We start from the raw sequence: 14,611 nt of genomic DNA on the forward strand, positions 1-14,611 counted from the left end.
GGTGAGACCCGTCGGCCCCGCCGCCCGAAGGCGGCGAGCCCCGCTCCACACGCTCCCGCCGCCGCAAGGTCGCAGGCCTCACGAGCCCTCCGGTGCGACGGGACGAAGGAAGGGTGGGTCAGGTCCGGAGCGACGTCGACGTGGAGGTCGAAACTTTCCTGCTCTCGTTGATCGCACGGAGAAATCCGGGAGCGATCATCGCAATCGCCGGCGCCCCGCCGACGCATCCGGTCATCCCAGACGCTTTTCGATCGCGTCCCACATCAGGGCGGTGGCGTCGACGCCGGTGAAGCGCTTCAGCTGCTGGGCGCCGGTGGGGGAGGTGACGTTGATCTCGGTCAGGAAGTCGCCGATCACGTCGATGCCGACGAAGACCAGGCCCCGCGCCTTCAATTCCGGCCCGATCAGGGCGCAGATCTCGCGGTCGCGGGCGGTCAGCTCGACGGCCTCGGCCGTGCCGCCGACGCGCAGGTTGGAGCGGACCTGACCCTTCAGCGGGACGCGGTTGATGGCCCCGACAGGCTCGCCCTCGATCAGGATGACGCGCTTGTCGCCGGCCGAGACCTGGGGAACGAATTTCTGGATCACCAGCGGGTCGCGGCTGCCGGTCGCGTGGATTTCGACCAGAGCCGCCAGATTGGGATCGCCCGCCTTCAGCCGCACCACGCCCGAGCCGGCGGCGCCGTGCAGGGGCTTCAACACCACGTCGCCCTCTCGCGCGTGGAAATCCTCCAGTGCCTCGACGTCCGAGCTGATCAGGGTCGGAGGCTGCAGCCGGGGCCAACGGGTGACCATCAGCTTCTCGGGCGCCGACCGCACCTCGGCCGGATCGTTCAGGACCAGGGTGTCGCCGCGCAGCGCCTCCAGCAGGTAGGTGGCGGTGACGTAGGCCATGTCGAAGGGCGGGTCCTGTCGCATCAGCACGACATCGACGTCGTCATGCAGATCCAGCTTCTGCATCTCGCCCAATTCGACGACGTCGCCCCTGAGGACGGTGCGGCGCGCGCGGCAGGACAGGCGGCCGTTCTCGAGCGCGAGGGTGCGGAAGTCATAGGTCCAGACGTCGAAGCCGCGATCCTGCGCCGACTGGATCATCAGCCAGGTGGTGTCCGACTGCGGGTTCACCTGTTCGATGGGGTCCATCTGGACGGCGACCCGGGTCATGCGCGGCTCCTGAAGCTGGGGTTCGAAGGGAATGGGCGCGCGGGCGCTGAACCGCAAGGCTCAGCCGTCGAAAGCCAGCCGCCGGAGGTGGCGCGGCAGGCGGCCCGGCGCCAGTGCGATCAGGTCGATGCGCAGGGCCTGGCCGCGCAACGCGGGGCGCGAGCGCCGCACCGCCTCGCCCGCGGCCAACAGGCGCTTCGCCTGTTGGGGCGTCAGGGCCAGTTCGGCGGCGTCGCGCAGCCGGCGGCGTTTCACCTCCACCACGATCAGCTCCCGGCCCTTGTGCGCCAACAGGTCGATCTCGCCTTGGGGCGTCTTCAGGCGGAAGGCGAGGATGCGGTGGCCGGTCAGCATCAGCCAGATGGCGGCCAGCCATTCCGCCGCATGGCCCTCGCGCCACGCCGCCCCGCCCCGCGCGCGGCGGTCGAGGCGGGGACCGGTCATCCGCCGGCCTTCAACTGGAGCGCGCGAGCGTACAGTGCCTTGCGGTTCGCGCCTGTTCGTTTCGCCACCTCGGCCGCGGCCGGGCCGGGCGCGAGGCGGGTCAGGGCCTCGGACAGGGCGGCGTCGACGTCTTCCGCGCTGGCGGCGACCGCTTCGCCGGGGCCGATCACGACGACGATCTCGCCCTTCGGCGCCTGCGTTCCGGGATGGGCCGCGAGTTCCGACAGGGATCCGCGCAGGCATTCCTCGTGCAGCTTGGTCAGCTCGCGGGTCACGGCCGCCGGGCGGTCGCCCAGCACCTCGGCCATGTCGGTCAGGCTGGCGGCGAGGCGGGGGCCGCTCTCGAAGACGACCAGCGTGCGGCCCGGCTCGGCCAGTTCAGCGAGAGCCGTCTTCCGCGCGGCGGACTTCGGCGGCAGGAAGCCGGCGAACAGCACGCGGTCGGCGGGCAGGCCGGCGAGGCACAGGGCGGCCAGCAGGCTGGACGCGCCCGGGATCGGATGCACCGGCAGCCCCGCGGCGACGACCTCGCGCGCGACGACGAAGCCGGGGTCCGAGATCATGGGCGTGCCGGCGTCGGAGACGAGGGCCACCACCTGCCCCCCGGCGATCCGCTCGACCGCGATCAGGGCAGCCCGTTCCGAGGCGTGGTCGTCGCAGCGTTCCAGCTTCGCCCTCAGGCCATAGGCGGCCAGCAGTTTGGCGGAGACCCGCGTGTCCTCGGCCAGCACCAGATCGGCCGCGGCCAGAACGTCCAGCGCCCGCAGCGTCACGTCGCGCAGGTTCCCGATGGGCGTGGCGACCAGATACAGCCCGGGCGTCACCGGCCGGGGCGGCGGCGCGGCGGGCGGGAAGGGGCTGGGATCCGGCATGGGCGCGACCGTGCCAGCGGCGGGCGCCGCGCTCAAGCGGTCAGCAGGCGCGCGGTCACGGCGTCCAGCAGCGGGCGGCCCGCGGGAGTGGCGATCAGGCGACCGTCGGCGACGGTCAGGAACCCCTCCTCGACCATTTCGGCCACGGGACGGGACGTCGCGGGCAGGGCGTCGAGGACGCACAGGGGCACGCCCTCGACGGTGCGCAGCCCCAGCAGGACGCGCTCCTCGGCGGCGTCCTGCGGCGACAGGTCGGCGCGCTCCTCCCACGGGGACCCGGCCGCGACGCCGGCGACGTAGGCGTCGACGCCGCGACGGGCCACGGTGGCCGTGCGGACGCCTGCGAGAGTCAGACGGCCGTGGGCGCCGGGACCGACGCCCAGGTAGTCGCCGCCGCGCCAGACATGGAGGTTGTGCGCCGAGCGCGCCGCGACGCCGCGGGCGTGGTTGGACACCTCATAGGCGTCGAAGCCCGCGGCCCCCAGCGTCTCCTGCGTGGTCTCATAGAGGGCGGCGGCGAGGTCTTCGTCGGGCGGGGACCAGTCGCCGCGGCCGACGGCGCGGGCGAAGGCGGTGCCCTGGGCGATGGTCAGCTGGTACGGCGAGACGTGCTCGAAGCCGAGGTCCAGCGCCTGGGTCAGGGCGGCGCGCCAGTCGGCGACGGACTGGCCGGGCAGGGCGTGGATCAGGTCGATCGACAGACGCGGGAAGACTCGCGCGGCGACGCCGACGGCGCGGCGCGCCTCCTCCGCCGAGTGGTTGCGGCCGAGGAAGGCCAGCCGGGCGTCGTCCAGCGCCTGCACGCCCATGGACAGGCGGTTCACCCCGGCGTCGGCGAAGGCGGCGAACCGGTCGGCCTCGGCGTCGGTCGGATTGGCCTCCAGCGTCACCTCCCCGGCGCCGCCGGGGAACAGGGCGCGGGCCGCCTCGACGATCGCGCCGACGTCGCAGGAGGACATCAGGGACGGCGTGCCGCCGCCGAAGAAGATCGACGCCAGCCGCCGCGGACCCACCCGCGCCGCCTGCGCCCGCAGGTCGTCGAGGATCGCCGCGGTCAGCCGCTCCGCCCGCGCCTCGTTCCCCCGCGCCCGCACGACGTTGAAGTCGCAGTAGGGGCAGATGCGCGCGCAGAAGGGCCAGTGGACGTAGAGGGCGACGTCCGTGCCGGGGTCGGGCGGCTCAGTCGTCAATCAGGGCCGCCCTGAGCCTGGCGAAGGCGACGGCCCGATGGCTCATGGCGTCCTTGGCCCCGGGGTCCATCTCGCCGAAGGTCTCGCTGAAGCCGTCCGGGCGGAAAATGGGATCGTATCCGAAGCCGCGGTCGCCGCGCGGGGGAAAGGTCACCGTGCCGTCGACGCGCCCCTCGACCGCCACCACCGGGCCGTCCGGCCACGCCACCGCCAGCGCCGAGGTGAACCAGGCGCTGCGGTCGTCGCCGCCGACCTCCTCCAGCCGGCGCTCGACCTGGGCCATGGCGTGGGCGAAGTCCTTGTCGGGTCCCGCCCACCGCGCGGAGTAGATGCCGGGCGCGCCGCCCAGGGCGGTGACCGACAGACCGGAGTCGTCGGCCAGCGCCGGCAGGCCCGACCGGTCGGCGGCGTGGCGCGCCTTCAGCACCGCGTTGCCGACGAACGTGCTCTCGGTCTCGTCGGGTTCGGGCAGATTCAGCTCACCGGCGGTGACGATCGTGTAATTTCCGTCCAGCAGCGCCGCGATCTCTCGCGCCTTGCCGGGATTATGCGTGGCGGCGACCAGCCGCATGCCCTTGATAAGTCTGGGTTTCATCGCGACTGATGCTCCGAGCCGGCAACCTTGCCTAAGTTTAATATCGTTAAACGATATGTAACGTGCATTCCCACGGCGCACGTCCTATCTATGATCTCAAGAACGACGGGCCGCATCGTTCCCCCGAAAAGACCCCAAGGGCATCGGAGTGCAGCGGCAGACAAAAAGAAGCAATGAACAACCTCACTCAGGATAAACGGAGAAAGACGATGCAAGCCCTGAACGCCACCATGTTCATCGAGAAAGTCGGCCACGCCGTGGTCAACGGCGCCCTGCTGGCCGCCCTGCCGACCGCCATGGTCGCCATCCTGCTGCAAGCCTTCTGAGCGGCGGGATTTTGACCCGGATGACAGTCGAAGCGATGCTGGAGCCGCGCGCGGTTCTTACGAACCCCGCGCGGTGATCCGGCCCCGACCGTCATAAGGACTTCGAATGCCCCTGTCGCCCCGACGCCTCGCCATGCCGCCCCTGAAGGGCCTGCGCGCGCTGGGGCCGGGGTCGGTGTCCAGCCTGCTGAAGACCGCGCTGGACGTCGCCTACGCCGTGCTGATCCTGCTGACCGTGCTGGGCGCGGTCCTGTTCGTCACGGTCGCCTTCATTCCCATGGATCAGCTGGCGCTGAACGTCACCGACGACGCCGGCGGCGCCCAGATCCCCCTGCCGCGACCCCATGCCCTGTTCGGGGTCGGCGCCTTCATCGGCTATTTCGCCGGCTTCGCCCTGATCCTGCGCAACCTGCGCCGGGTGTTCCGCACCCTGACGCTGGGCGACCCCTTTCAGCCCGAGAACGTGGCGCGGCTGCGCCAGATCGGGTGGATCCTGACCACCGTCACCGGCGGCGTCTGGGTCGGCCAGATGGCCGTGTCGCATCTGGCGCGCGGCATCATGGATCCGCCGAGCCTGTTCAACCTGGTCACGCCCGCCTTCTCCGTGCTGGTCGTCTTCGTGCTGGCGGAGGTGTTCCGCGAGGGCGCCCGGCTGCGCCGCGAATCCGAACTGACGATCTGAACGAGCCGGTGTAAGAGCGCGCCCATGGCCATCCGCGTCCAACTCGACAGACTGCTGGCGGAACGCCGCATGTCGCTGACGGAGCTCAGCGACCGCGTCGGCGTGACCGTCGCCAACCTGTCGATCCTGAAGACCGGCAAGGCGCGGGCCATGCGCTTCTCGACGCTGGACGCCCTCTGCCGCGAGCTGAACTGCACGCCGGGCGACCTGCTGGGCCACGAGCCCGGGCCGCAGCCGGGCGGCGAGGACGACCGCGAGGCATGAGCCGGCGCGACGACCTGTCGCCCGACGATCGCCGCATCTGGGCGCGGGTGGCGGGCTCCGCGACGCCGCATCGGCGCAGGAAGGCCCTGCTGGCCTCCACGGTCGACGAGCCGGCGCCGGCCCCCAAGGCTCCCTCGCCCGGCAGGGCAGCCGCCCGGCCCGTGCAGATCGCGCCCCCGGCCCCGCCGAAAGCCGCTCCGGCACGTGCGCGCGGCACGCCGGAGGAACTGGAACCCCGCCGCCAGCGCCGCCTGTCGCGCGAGCGCGATCCCATCGACGCGCGCATCGACCTGCACGGCTATGGGCGGTTTCAGGCCCAGGACGCCCTGACGGCATTTCTGGTGAGCGCACAGGCGCGCGGGCATGGGGCCGTGCTGGTCATCACCGGTCAGGGCCGGCGGGGCGGCACGGGCGTCATCAAGTCCAGCGTGCACGAATGGCTGACGGCGCCCGCCCTGCGCGGCGTCGTCTCCGGCTTCGCCCCGGCCGCCCGCAAGCACGGCGGCGACGGGGCCCTGTACGTGACGATCAGGCGAGCCTGAGCCCCGCGTCCCGGGCCAGGGCCTCCAGTGAAACCATCGGGCGCGGTCCCCAGTGGGCGATGACCTCGGCGGCGGCGAGGGAGCCAAGCTTGCCGGCGTCTTCCAGCGGCAGGCCGCGGGCGAGGCCGAGGAGGAAGCCGGCGGCGTACTGGTCGCCCGCGCCGGTGGTGTCGACGACCTTGTCGACGGGCACGGCGGCGACCTGAACCCGTCGGTCGCCCGCGATGATCACCGAGCCGTCCGGTCCGCGCGTGACCGCCGCCACCTCGACCATGGCCGCCAGACGGTCGGCGGCGGCGTTGAAGTCGTCAGTCTCGAACAGGGCCGTCAGTTCGGCCTCGTTGGCGAGGACGACGTCGGCGGAGGTCCGGAGGAAGTCCAGCAGGTCCGCGCGCCAGCGGTGGACCACGAAGCTGTCCGACAGGGTGATGGCGACCTTGCGTCCGGCCTTGTGGGCGGCCTCGGCCGCAGCCTCGAAGGCCGCGCGGCCGGGGGCCGGGTCGAACAGGTAGCCTTCCAGATAGACCACGGCGCTGTCGGCGATCAGGGCGGCGTCGACGTCGGCCGCCGTCAGCTGATTGGCGGCGCCCAGGAAGGTGCACATGGTGCGCTGGCCGTCCGCCGTCACGTTGATCAGGCAGCGACCGGTGCCGAGGCCCGCGGCCGCGCCGTCGACCAGCGGCGCGACGTCGAAATGCACGCCGGCGGCGCGGATGTCGTGGGCGAAGACCTGGCCCAGCTGGTCGTCGGCGATCTTGCCCAGATAGGCGGCGCGGCCGCCGAAGGAGCCGACGCCGGCCACCGTGTTGCCGGCCGAGCCGCCCGACGCCTCGACCCCCGCGGCCATGGCCTCGTACAGGGCCGCGCTCTGGTCCGCGTCGACCAGCTGCATGGAGCCGGCCGTCAGGCCCTGCGCCTCCAGAAAGGCCGGATCGCAGGGGGCCAGCACGTCGACGATGGCGTTGCCGACGGCGCAGACGTCGAAGCGGGCGGGAGCGGAGGCCTGGGTCATGGCGCGCCCTTAGCCGTCCGGGCGCGCTTTCGCCAGCGCCGCGGCCACCTGCGACGGCGGGAATTCTTGACCCGAAGGGCCGCGAAGCCTACCTCGACCGCATGACCGTGCGCCGCATCCTGACCGTCGACAACGCCGCCGACCTGGCCGTGCTGAAGCAGGTCTCGACCCCCGTCGGGACGGTGGACGACGGCGTGCGCGCCCTGATGGACGACATGCTGGAGACGATGTACGCGGCCCCCGGCATCGGCCTGGCCGCCGTGCAGATCGGGGAGCTGACGCGCGTCGTGGTCATGGACCTGGGCGACGGCGCGCCGGATCCGGACGCGGAGACGGCGGAGGGCGAGGAGCCCGCCCGCGTCCCCAACCCGCGCTTCTTCGTCAATCCCGAGGTCCTGTGGGCGTCGGACGAGACCCTGCCTTATGAGGAAGGCTGCCTGTCGATCCCGGAATATTTCGACAGCGTCGAGCGCCCCGCCCGTTGTCGCGTCCGCTATCTGGACCGTGAGGGCCGGACGGTGGAGGAAGAGATCGGGGGGCTGTACGCCGTCTGTTTCCAGCACGAGCTGGATCACCTGAACGGCGTGCTGTTCATCGACCACCTGTCCCGCCTGCGGCGCGACCGGGCCATGGCCAAGGTCAAGAAGGCCGCGAGGATGGCCGCCTGATGCCCCGTCTGAAGCGCAGCCCCGACCGCATCATCGACCCGCACGGCCGCCGCCGCCTGACGCGCAACGAGAAGGTCGGCGTGGCCGGGGTGGTGACCCTGGTCGGCGTGGCGCTGGCCGGCGTGGTGGCGGGCATGATCATCGACCGCCTGCTGAGCTTCGACGACGCCCTGGACGCGGGCGGCGAATGGGACGAGGGCGGCGGGGTCTTCACCCGCTGGGACTAGCTTTCCTTGCCCTGACGCGCGCGACGCGGTCGCTCGCGGCTTGAGGGCGGCTCCGCTCTCTGACAAGACCGCGCCATGCGCCTCGCCTTCATGGGAACTCCCGAATTCGCCGTGCCGTCGCTGGCCGAGCTGGTGGCGGCCGGGCATGAGGTCGTGGCCGTCTACAGCCAGCCGCCCCGGCCGCGCGGGCGGGGGCAGAAGTTGACCCCGTCGCCGGTGCAGGCCTTCGCCGAGACCATGGGCCTGCCGGTCTTCACCCCGGAGTCGATGAAGGCGCCGGAGGCGATCGAGACCTTCCACAGCCTGGACCTCGACGCCGCCTGCGTGGTCGCCTACGGCCAGATCCTGAAGCCGGAAGTGCTGGAGGCGCCGCGGCTGGGGTGTCTGAACCTGCATGGCTCACTGCTGCCGCGCTGGCGAGGCGCCGCGCCGATCCAGCGGGCGATCATGGCCGGCGACCGGCAGACGGGCGTGCAGATCATGCAGATGAGCGCGGGACTGGACGAAGGGCCGATCCTGCTGAGCGAGGTCATGGACATAGCCCAGGACGACACGGCCGGGTCGCTCGGGCAGCGCATGGCGCACGTCGGCGCCGCCCTTTGGCCCCGGGCGCTGGCGGCGCTGGAGCGCGGCGGGCTGGAGGCGGTGGAGCAGGTCGGCGAGGCCACCTATGCCCGCAAGATCACGCCGAGCGAGGCGCGCATCGACTGGACCCGCCCCGCGGCCGAGGTCGACGCCCATGTCCGCGGCCTGTCGCCCGCGCCCGGCGCCTGGTTCGAGGCGCCCGGCCCCGACGGACCGGTGCGGATCAAGGCGCTGATGTCGGTGGTGACCGCCAAGGGCTCAGGCGCCGGCGTCGTCGGCAGGCCTGGCGATGTCGTCAACGACCACCTGCTGATCGCCTGCGGGGAGGGTGTGGTGCGGCTGTCGCAGGTGCAACGCGCCGGCAAAGCGGCGCAATCCGCCGAGGATTTCCTCAAAGGATTCCGTATTCCTGACGGATCGCGAGTGTTCTGATGCCCCGCTATCGCCTGACGGTCGAGTACGACGGCTCGGCCTACAACGGCTTTCAGGTGCAGGCCGGACAGCCGACGGTGCAGGGGGCGATCGAGGCGGCGCTGACGGCCTTCTGCGGCGAACAGGTGCGGCTGTTCGCGGCGGGGCGGACCGACACGGGCGTGCACGCCACGGGGCAGGTGATCGGCTTCGACCTGGAGAAGGCCTGGCCGGCGCGGACGGTGATGAATGCGCTGAACGCCCACCTGGTCGAGGAGGCCGTGTCGGTGCTGGACTGCGTCGAGGCCGATCCGGAGTGGCACGCGCGCTTCTCCGCGATCGGAAGGCGCTACCTGTACCGCATCCTGAACCGCCCCGGCCGCCCCGCGCTGGATCTCGGGCGCGTGTGGCACATGAAGAAGCCGCTGGACGCCGGCGCCATGCACGCGGCGGCGCAGGCGCTGGTGGGCCTGCACGACTTCACCACATTCCGGGACGTGAACTGTCAGTCGGCGTCGCCGGTGAAGTCCCTGGACGCGGCGTCGGTGGTGCGGGTCGGAGAGGAGGTGCGGCTGACCTTCGCCGCCCGCAGCTTCCTGCATCGGCAGGTGCGGTCGATGACCGGCAGTCTGGTCGAGGTGGGCCTCGGCCGCTGGAGCGCCGCGGACCTGAAGGCCGCGCTCGACGCCCGCGACCGCGCCGCCTGCGGGCCCGTGGCCCCCAGCGACGGACTGTATCTGACGGGCGTCGAGTACGGGTGACGCCTTGGCCCGCCGCGGGCGGTCAGGCCCGCGGCGGAGGGGCGGCTCAGTTCTTCGCCGTCTCGGCGCCCGAGGTGACGGCGTCGCCGGCGGCGGAGACGTCGCGGCCGACGCCCGAGATGGTGTTGCAGGCCGACACGGCCATGGCGGCGGCGATCAGGGTCAGGGTGACGATCTTCTTCATGGTGAACTCTCCAAGTTGAACCCGGCCGCACAACGCCAAGCGTGACCATTGGGTTGCGCCGCCGCCTCGCCAAGCCGCGCCCCGATCTGCTAACGCGACGCCATGACGCAAGCCCCGAACACCGCCGCCCGCCGACTGGTCGAGACCCTGGTCGTCAACGGCATCGACAAGGTCTTCTGCGTTCCGGGCGAAAGCTATCTGGCCGTGCTGGACGCCCTGGCCGACGTGCGCGACCGGATCGAGGTGATCACGTGCCGGCACGAGGCGGGCGCCGCCAACATGGCCGAGGCCTACGGCAAGCTGACCGGCAGGCCGGGCGTCTGCATGGTCACCCGGGGGCCGGGGGCGACGCACGCCGCCATCGGCGTGCATACGGCGCATCAGGACTCCACGCCGATGATCCTGTTCGTCGGCCAGATCGCCCTGACCGACCGGGGACGCGGGGCGTTTCAGGAAGTGGACTATCGCGAGGTGTTCGGCGGTCTGGCCAAATGGGCGACCGAGATCGAGAGCCCGGAGCGGACGGTCGAGATCGTCGAGCGCGCCTTCGCCACGGCGCTGCAGGGGCGGATGGGCCCGGTGGTCGTGGCCCTGCCCGAGGACCTGCTCCACGCCGATGGCGGCCCTGCCCCGAAACGCGCGGTGGTCCCGGCCAAGGCGGCGCTGGACCCTGCCGTTTTGGCGCAGATCGGCGACCGGCTGAAAAAGGCGGAACGGCCGCTGATCGTCGTCGGCGGGTCCGGCTGGACGACCGAGGCCAGCCACGCCCTGGCCGACTGGGCCGAGCGGCACATGATCCCGATCACGGGCTCGTTCCGGAGGAAGGACGTCATCTCCAACGACCGGCCGAACTATGCCGGCGACCTGGGGCTGGGGTGCAATCCGAAGCTGACGGCGCGGGCGAAGGCGGCCGATCTGATCATCGCCGTCGGCGCGCGGCTGGGGGAGAATCCGACGCAGGGCTACACCCTGTTCGACCGCGCCCACACGGCGGGCGTGCTGGTGCATCTACATCCGGGGCCGGAGGAGCTGGGCCGCGTCTGGCCGACGGCCATCGCGGCCACGGCGGACAACAGCCTGGCCGCGCTGGCGCTGACGACGCTGGAGCCGGGGCGCGACTGGCGGGCGGAGGGAGAACAGGCCCACGCCGACTTCCTCGCCTTCTCGACCCCCGTGCCGGTGACGGGCGCGGTCAACATGAGCGAATGCATGGCGCACCTGATGAACGCCCTGCCCGAGGATGCGGTGGTGACCAACGGCGCCGGCAACTTCGCCGCCTGGCTGCATCGCTTCTATCGCCACCGCGCCTGCCGCACCCAGCTGGCGCCGACCTCGGGCGCCATGGGCTACGGCTGGCCCGCGGCCCTCGCCGCGAAGGCGGTCGATCGCGAGCGCGAGGTGGTCTGCGTGGCCGGCGACGGCGACTTCCTGATGACCGGCCAGGAGATGGCCACCGCGGTCCAGCACGAGCTGAACCCGGTGGTGATCGTGGTCGACAACGGAACCTACGGCACCATCCGGATGCATCAGGAGGGGCACTATCCGGGGGCGGCACGGGTCATCGCCACCGACCTGAAGAACCCGGACTTCGTCATGTGGGCGCAGGCGTTCGGGGCCTTCGGCGTGCGCTGCCAGACCACGGAGGACTTCCCGGCCGCGCTCGAGGACGCGCGCGACGCCGCGATCGCGCGCCGGGTTCCGGCGCTGGTGCACCTGATCACCTCGGCCGAGGACATCGCCCCGGGCCGCACGATTAGCGGGCTGCGGAACACGTAGGAGCGGATCATGAAGGTCGCCTGCATCGTTTCGGCCGCAGCCTTGGCGTTGGGAAGCTGCGCCACGCCGCCCACCTCCGAAGTTCCCGTGACGGACGGGAACGACTGCGCCGTGATCGCGGCGGTCGCCAGGGAGCACTACGGCTTCAACGCCACCGATCGCCTGCCGCCGCCCTTGTGGCTGGGCGACGGCCGCGGATGGTCGCCCGTCTGCGACTGGAGCCGCCACGGCCTCGTGTTCCCGGACACCTACGACCCGCACCGACCATACCCGGAAGAGGGCGGCGCCCTGCCCCGCGACCGCTGGGTGAGTTTCCGGCGTCCAAAGTACGACGGACAGGGCGCGACCATCGAGAGCAGCGTCGTCTGGGGGCCGCTGATGGGCGAGGGCGTCCGCTGCCGCGTGCGCTCGGGCTTCGCCGGCTGGACGGTCGAGCGATGCGAGCAGGACTGGATCAGCTGAGGCATGCCCTTCACCGCCACCGTCCTGACCATGTTTCCGGAGGCCTTTCCCGGCCCGCTGGGCGTGTCGCTGATCGGCACGGCGCAGCAGGAACGGGGTCTGTGGAAGCTCGAAACGGTTGACATCCGGGGCTTCAGCGACGATAGGCGCGGCTTCCTGGACGACACCCCTGCGGGCGGCGGACCGGGAGCGGTTCTGAAGGCGGACGTGGTGGCCAGGGCTCTTGACGGGCTGGACGGGCCGCGGCGGCCGCTTTTGTACATGAGCGCCCGGGGTCGGCCCCTGACCCAGGCGCGCGTCAGGGACTGGGCCACGGGCGACGGGATCGTCGTGCTGTGCGGCCGGTTCGAGGGGGTGGACCAACGGGTGCTGGACGCCCGGGGGTTCGAGGAGGTCTCCGTCGGAGACGCGGTGCTCGCCGGCGGCGAGGCGGCGGCGATGGTGGTGATCGAGGCGTGCGTAAGACTGATCCCCGGGGTGCTCGGCTCAGGCGAAAGCCTGTCGTCCGAGAGCTTCGAGGACGGGCTTCTGGAGCATCCGCAGTACACGCGACCGCGGACGTTCGAGGGGCTCGACATCCCCGAGGTCCTGCTGTCGGGCGACCACAAGAAGGTCGCGAAATGGCGCCAGGAGCAGAGGGAGACGACCACGCGGGAGCGGCGACCGGATCTCTGGGAGCGGCATCTCGCCAACTCACAGCTAAAGAGCGCAAAAGCTCGAGGAGAATGACATGAACATCCTGCAGACGATCGCTGCCGAAGAGAAAGCCCGCGTCCTGGGCGACCGCAAGATCCCGGACTTCCAGCCCGGCGACACCCTGCGCGTCATGGTCAAGATCAAGGAAGGCGAGCGCGAGCGCATCCAGGCGTTCGAAGGCGTCTGCATCGCCCGTGACGGCGGCGGCGTGAACGAGACCTTCACGGTCCGCAAGATTTCGTTCGGCGAGGGCGTGGAGCGGAAATTCCCCATCCTGTCGCCGAACCTCGACGCCATCGAGGTCAAGCGCCGCGGCGTCGTGCGTCGCGCCAAGCTGTATTACCTGCGCGATCGTCGCGGCAAGTCGGCCCGCATCGCCGAGCGCCAGACGCAGAAGCGCGGCGTCGAAGTGCCGTCGGAAGGCGCCGCCGACGCGGCCCCGGAGGCGACCGAGGCCTGATTTCGGCCGCGGCCCACGACTTCGAAAGGCCCGGACCCGACGGTCCGGGCCTTTTGCGTTCCTGACGGGACGTGACGCGACGGGCGAGCGGGATTGCGGCGGGAAATGGGCGCGCTAGGGTGCGGGCAAGCCTTGTGGCCCCTGAACCCCGGAGACTGATATGCGCCTGTTCCCCACCCTTTTCGCCGGCGCCGCCCTGGCCGCCGTCGCCCTGCCCGTCATGGCGCAGGATCCGCTGCCCAACTCGGGTCCGTACTACATCATGGACGTGACCGAGGAGAACATCATCCTGGCCGCCGGCGGGACGCGGGCGCGTCAGGGCGGCGAGGCCGCTGTGACCATCTCGGTCGTGAGCGCGGCGGACTCCGTGCAGGACGGCATCGCCCGGCTGGACATGGACTACCGTTTCCAGTGCTCGCAGAAGACGTTCAAGACCCCGGGCGCCTCGGCCTATGGCCTGGACGGCGGGTTCATGGGCGGCATCGAGGACGAGCAGCAGTGGGAGGCGGTCAACATGACCGCCACCAGCGCGGTCATCATGGCCTATGCCTGCGACGGCACGCTGCCGGAGGGCATCGAGCCGATCGACGGCGACATCAACGTCATCGCCGAGCGCTATCGCGAGATTTCCGCCGGCGAATGATCGCCGCCTCGCCGCAATGAAAAAGGCCCCCGGCGCGAGCCGGGGGCCTTCGTCGTTTCAGATCGGTCGCGTCACATCGACAGCGGACGGCCGTCGGGCGTGGTCGTGGTGACGGGGCGGCCGTCGGCGCCTTCCAGCGCATGCTTCAGGTCGCGCATCTCGTCGTGGCCGTCCTTGATCGTCAGATAGGCGCGGCGGATGACTTCGCGGGTCGTGGCCGAGACCTTGTCGTCTTCCAGCGCCCGCTCGAACTTGCCCTTGATGAAATCCTCGCCGTTCTCGACCGAGTTCACCACGGCCTGTTCGTCGCGCAGCAGTGCGTGCTTCACGTCGAGGAAGGCGCGATGGGCCTTGGCGAGGATCGAGCCGTCGTCCTCCGGCGTGGCGCCGAGACCGCGCACGGCGGTCTGCAGGTCGGCGGCGACGCGGCGGCGCTCGCCCGCGCGCTTCACGAAGCGGTCGCGGTAGGCGGCGACGTCGGTCTCCTTGGCGGCCTCTTCATAGCCGTCGGCGCTGTCGAGCGTGGTCTCGATCAGGCTGTTCAGGGCGTCGATGTCGTGTCGGTTGGCGTCGCTCATGGCGGGTCCTTTCGCTGTTGCACAGTTATGGACAAAGCGCCGGACTTCGTTTGGAGTTTCAGCTTGGCC

Annotated in this window: 20 protein-coding genes; 12 read left to right on the forward strand and 8 right to left on the reverse strand. The window is 71.3% G+C overall.

All coding sequences use genetic code 11. From position 1 onward, the window contains the following. Positions 1-231: 231 nt before the first annotated feature. Genes gshB through rdgB form a run of 5 tightly spaced genes read right to left on the reverse strand, consistent with a single transcriptional unit; the run spans position 232 to position 4,265 of the window. Positions 232-1,164: a glutathione synthase gene (gene gshB / locus VGR32_RS06945; RefSeq protein ID WP_327449451.1), complete on the reverse strand. Its 933-nt coding sequence runs from the start codon at positions 1,162-1,164 to the stop codon at positions 232-234. Positions 1,165-1,224: 60 nt separating this feature from the next. After that, positions 1,225-1,608, reverse strand: coding sequence for a YraN family protein (locus VGR32_RS06950; protein WP_327449453.1), 384 nt, complete (start codon positions 1,606-1,608; stop codon positions 1,225-1,227). Continuing rightward, complete coding sequence (gene rsmI, locus VGR32_RS06955) at positions 1,605-2,480, reverse strand: 16S rRNA (cytidine(1402)-2'-O)-methyltransferase (protein ID WP_327449454.1); 876 nt, start codon at positions 2,478-2,480, stop codon at positions 1,605-1,607. Before rsmI ends, VGR32_RS06950 begins: the two co-directional genes overlap by 4 nt. A gap of 32 nt (positions 2,481-2,512) precedes the next feature. Beyond that, positions 2,513-3,670: a radical SAM family heme chaperone HemW gene (hemW, locus tag VGR32_RS06960; RefSeq protein WP_327449455.1), complete on the reverse strand. Its 1,158-nt coding sequence runs from the start codon at positions 3,668-3,670 to the stop codon at positions 2,513-2,515. Next, positions 3,660-4,265: an RdgB/HAM1 family non-canonical purine NTP pyrophosphatase gene (gene rdgB, locus VGR32_RS06965; RefSeq protein WP_327449456.1), complete on the reverse strand. Its 606-nt coding sequence runs from the start codon at positions 4,263-4,265 to the stop codon at positions 3,660-3,662. Before rdgB ends, hemW begins: the two co-directional genes overlap by 11 nt. 432 nt (positions 4,266-4,697) lie before the next feature. Here rdgB and VGR32_RS06970 point away from each other — a divergent pair, with 432 nt between their 5' ends. The 3 genes from VGR32_RS06970 to VGR32_RS06980 are packed head-to-tail and all read left to right on the forward strand — an operon-like array spanning position 4,698 to position 6,079. Beyond that, on the forward strand, positions 4,698-5,273 hold the full coding sequence (locus tag VGR32_RS06970; protein ID WP_327449457.1) for a DUF2975 domain-containing protein: 576 nt from the start codon (positions 4,698-4,700) through the stop codon (positions 5,271-5,273). Between the two features lie 24 nt (positions 5,274-5,297). Next, positions 5,298-5,537, forward strand: coding sequence for a helix-turn-helix transcriptional regulator (locus VGR32_RS06975; RefSeq protein ID WP_327449458.1), 240 nt, complete (start codon positions 5,298-5,300; stop codon positions 5,535-5,537). Next, positions 5,534-6,079, forward strand: a complete 546-nt coding sequence (locus tag VGR32_RS06980) for a Smr/MutS family protein (RefSeq protein WP_327449460.1) — start codon at positions 5,534-5,536, stop codon at positions 6,077-6,079. The genes VGR32_RS06975 and VGR32_RS06980 overlap by 4 nt, the downstream gene beginning before the upstream one ends. Here VGR32_RS06980 and VGR32_RS06985 read toward each other — a convergent pair. Continuing rightward, a complete protein-coding gene (locus VGR32_RS06985) occupies positions 6,066-7,091 on the reverse strand; it encodes an adenosine kinase (protein WP_327449462.1) in 1,026 nt (341 codons plus the stop codon). The two genes, VGR32_RS06980 and VGR32_RS06985, sit on opposite strands and share 14 nt — an antisense overlap. A 101-nt stretch (positions 7,092-7,192) precedes the next feature. Here VGR32_RS06985 and def point away from each other — a divergent pair, with 101 nt between their 5' ends. The 4 genes from def to truA all read left to right on the forward strand — a co-directional run bounded on the left by def (position 7,193) and on the right by truA (position 9,743). Then, positions 7,193-7,759, forward strand: coding sequence for a peptide deformylase (gene def / locus VGR32_RS06990; RefSeq protein WP_327449464.1), 567 nt, complete (start codon positions 7,193-7,195; stop codon positions 7,757-7,759). Then, entirely contained in the window at positions 7,759-7,986 is a 228-nt protein-coding gene (locus VGR32_RS06995; protein WP_327449466.1) for a hypothetical protein, read from the forward strand. The genes def and VGR32_RS06995 overlap by 1 nt, the downstream gene beginning before the upstream one ends. Before the next feature lie 75 nt (positions 7,987-8,061). Continuing rightward, positions 8,062-9,003, forward strand: a complete 942-nt coding sequence (gene fmt / locus VGR32_RS07000) for a methionyl-tRNA formyltransferase (protein WP_327449468.1) — start codon at positions 8,062-8,064, stop codon at positions 9,001-9,003. Continuing rightward, complete coding sequence (truA, locus tag VGR32_RS07005; RefSeq protein ID WP_327449470.1) at positions 9,003-9,743, forward strand: tRNA pseudouridine(38-40) synthase TruA; 741 nt, start codon at positions 9,003-9,005, stop codon at positions 9,741-9,743. Before fmt ends, truA begins: the two co-directional genes overlap by 1 nt. A gap of 46 nt (positions 9,744-9,789) precedes the next feature. Here the strand turns inward: truA and VGR32_RS07010 are convergent, their stop codons facing one another. Beyond that, the gene (locus VGR32_RS07010; protein ID WP_327449472.1) at positions 9,790-9,927 is read right to left on the reverse strand and encodes an entericidin A/B family lipoprotein; all 138 of its coding nucleotides are present in this window, start codon (positions 9,925-9,927) and stop codon (positions 9,790-9,792) included. A 102-nt stretch (positions 9,928-10,029) separates the two neighbouring features. Here VGR32_RS07010 and VGR32_RS07015 point away from each other — a divergent pair, with 102 nt between their 5' ends. The 5 genes from VGR32_RS07015 (at position 10,030) to VGR32_RS07035 (ending at position 13,964) form a co-directional block, all read left to right on the forward strand. Next, on the forward strand, positions 10,030-11,703 hold the full coding sequence (locus VGR32_RS07015; protein ID WP_327449475.1) for a thiamine pyrophosphate-binding protein: 1,674 nt from the start codon (positions 10,030-10,032) through the stop codon (positions 11,701-11,703). A gap of 9 nt (positions 11,704-11,712) precedes the next feature. Continuing rightward, positions 11,713-12,165, forward strand: coding sequence for a hypothetical protein (locus VGR32_RS07020; protein WP_327449477.1), 453 nt, complete (start codon positions 11,713-11,715; stop codon positions 12,163-12,165). Between the two features lie 3 nt (positions 12,166-12,168). Beyond that, entirely contained in the window at positions 12,169-12,894 is a 726-nt protein-coding gene (gene trmD, locus VGR32_RS07025; protein WP_327449479.1) for a tRNA (guanosine(37)-N1)-methyltransferase TrmD, read from the forward strand. A 1-nt stretch (position 12,895) separates the two neighbouring features. Then, positions 12,896-13,321, forward strand: a complete 426-nt coding sequence (gene rplS, locus VGR32_RS07030) for a 50S ribosomal protein L19 (protein ID WP_327449481.1) — start codon at positions 12,896-12,898, stop codon at positions 13,319-13,321. 160 nt (positions 13,322-13,481) lie between these two features. Next, complete coding sequence (locus VGR32_RS07035; protein ID WP_327449483.1) at positions 13,482-13,964, forward strand: hypothetical protein; 483 nt, start codon at positions 13,482-13,484, stop codon at positions 13,962-13,964. Positions 13,965-14,035: 71 nt separating this feature from the next. Here the strand turns inward: VGR32_RS07035 and VGR32_RS07040 are convergent, their stop codons facing one another. Then, positions 14,036-14,542, reverse strand: coding sequence for a PA2169 family four-helix-bundle protein (locus VGR32_RS07040; protein WP_327449485.1), 507 nt, complete (start codon positions 14,540-14,542; stop codon positions 14,036-14,038). Positions 14,543-14,611 lie beyond the last annotated feature (69 nt).

The sequence above is a fragment of the Brevundimonas sp. genome, from assembly GCF_035935935.1.
GTDB lineage: Bacteria > Pseudomonadota > Alphaproteobacteria > Caulobacterales > Caulobacteraceae > Brevundimonas.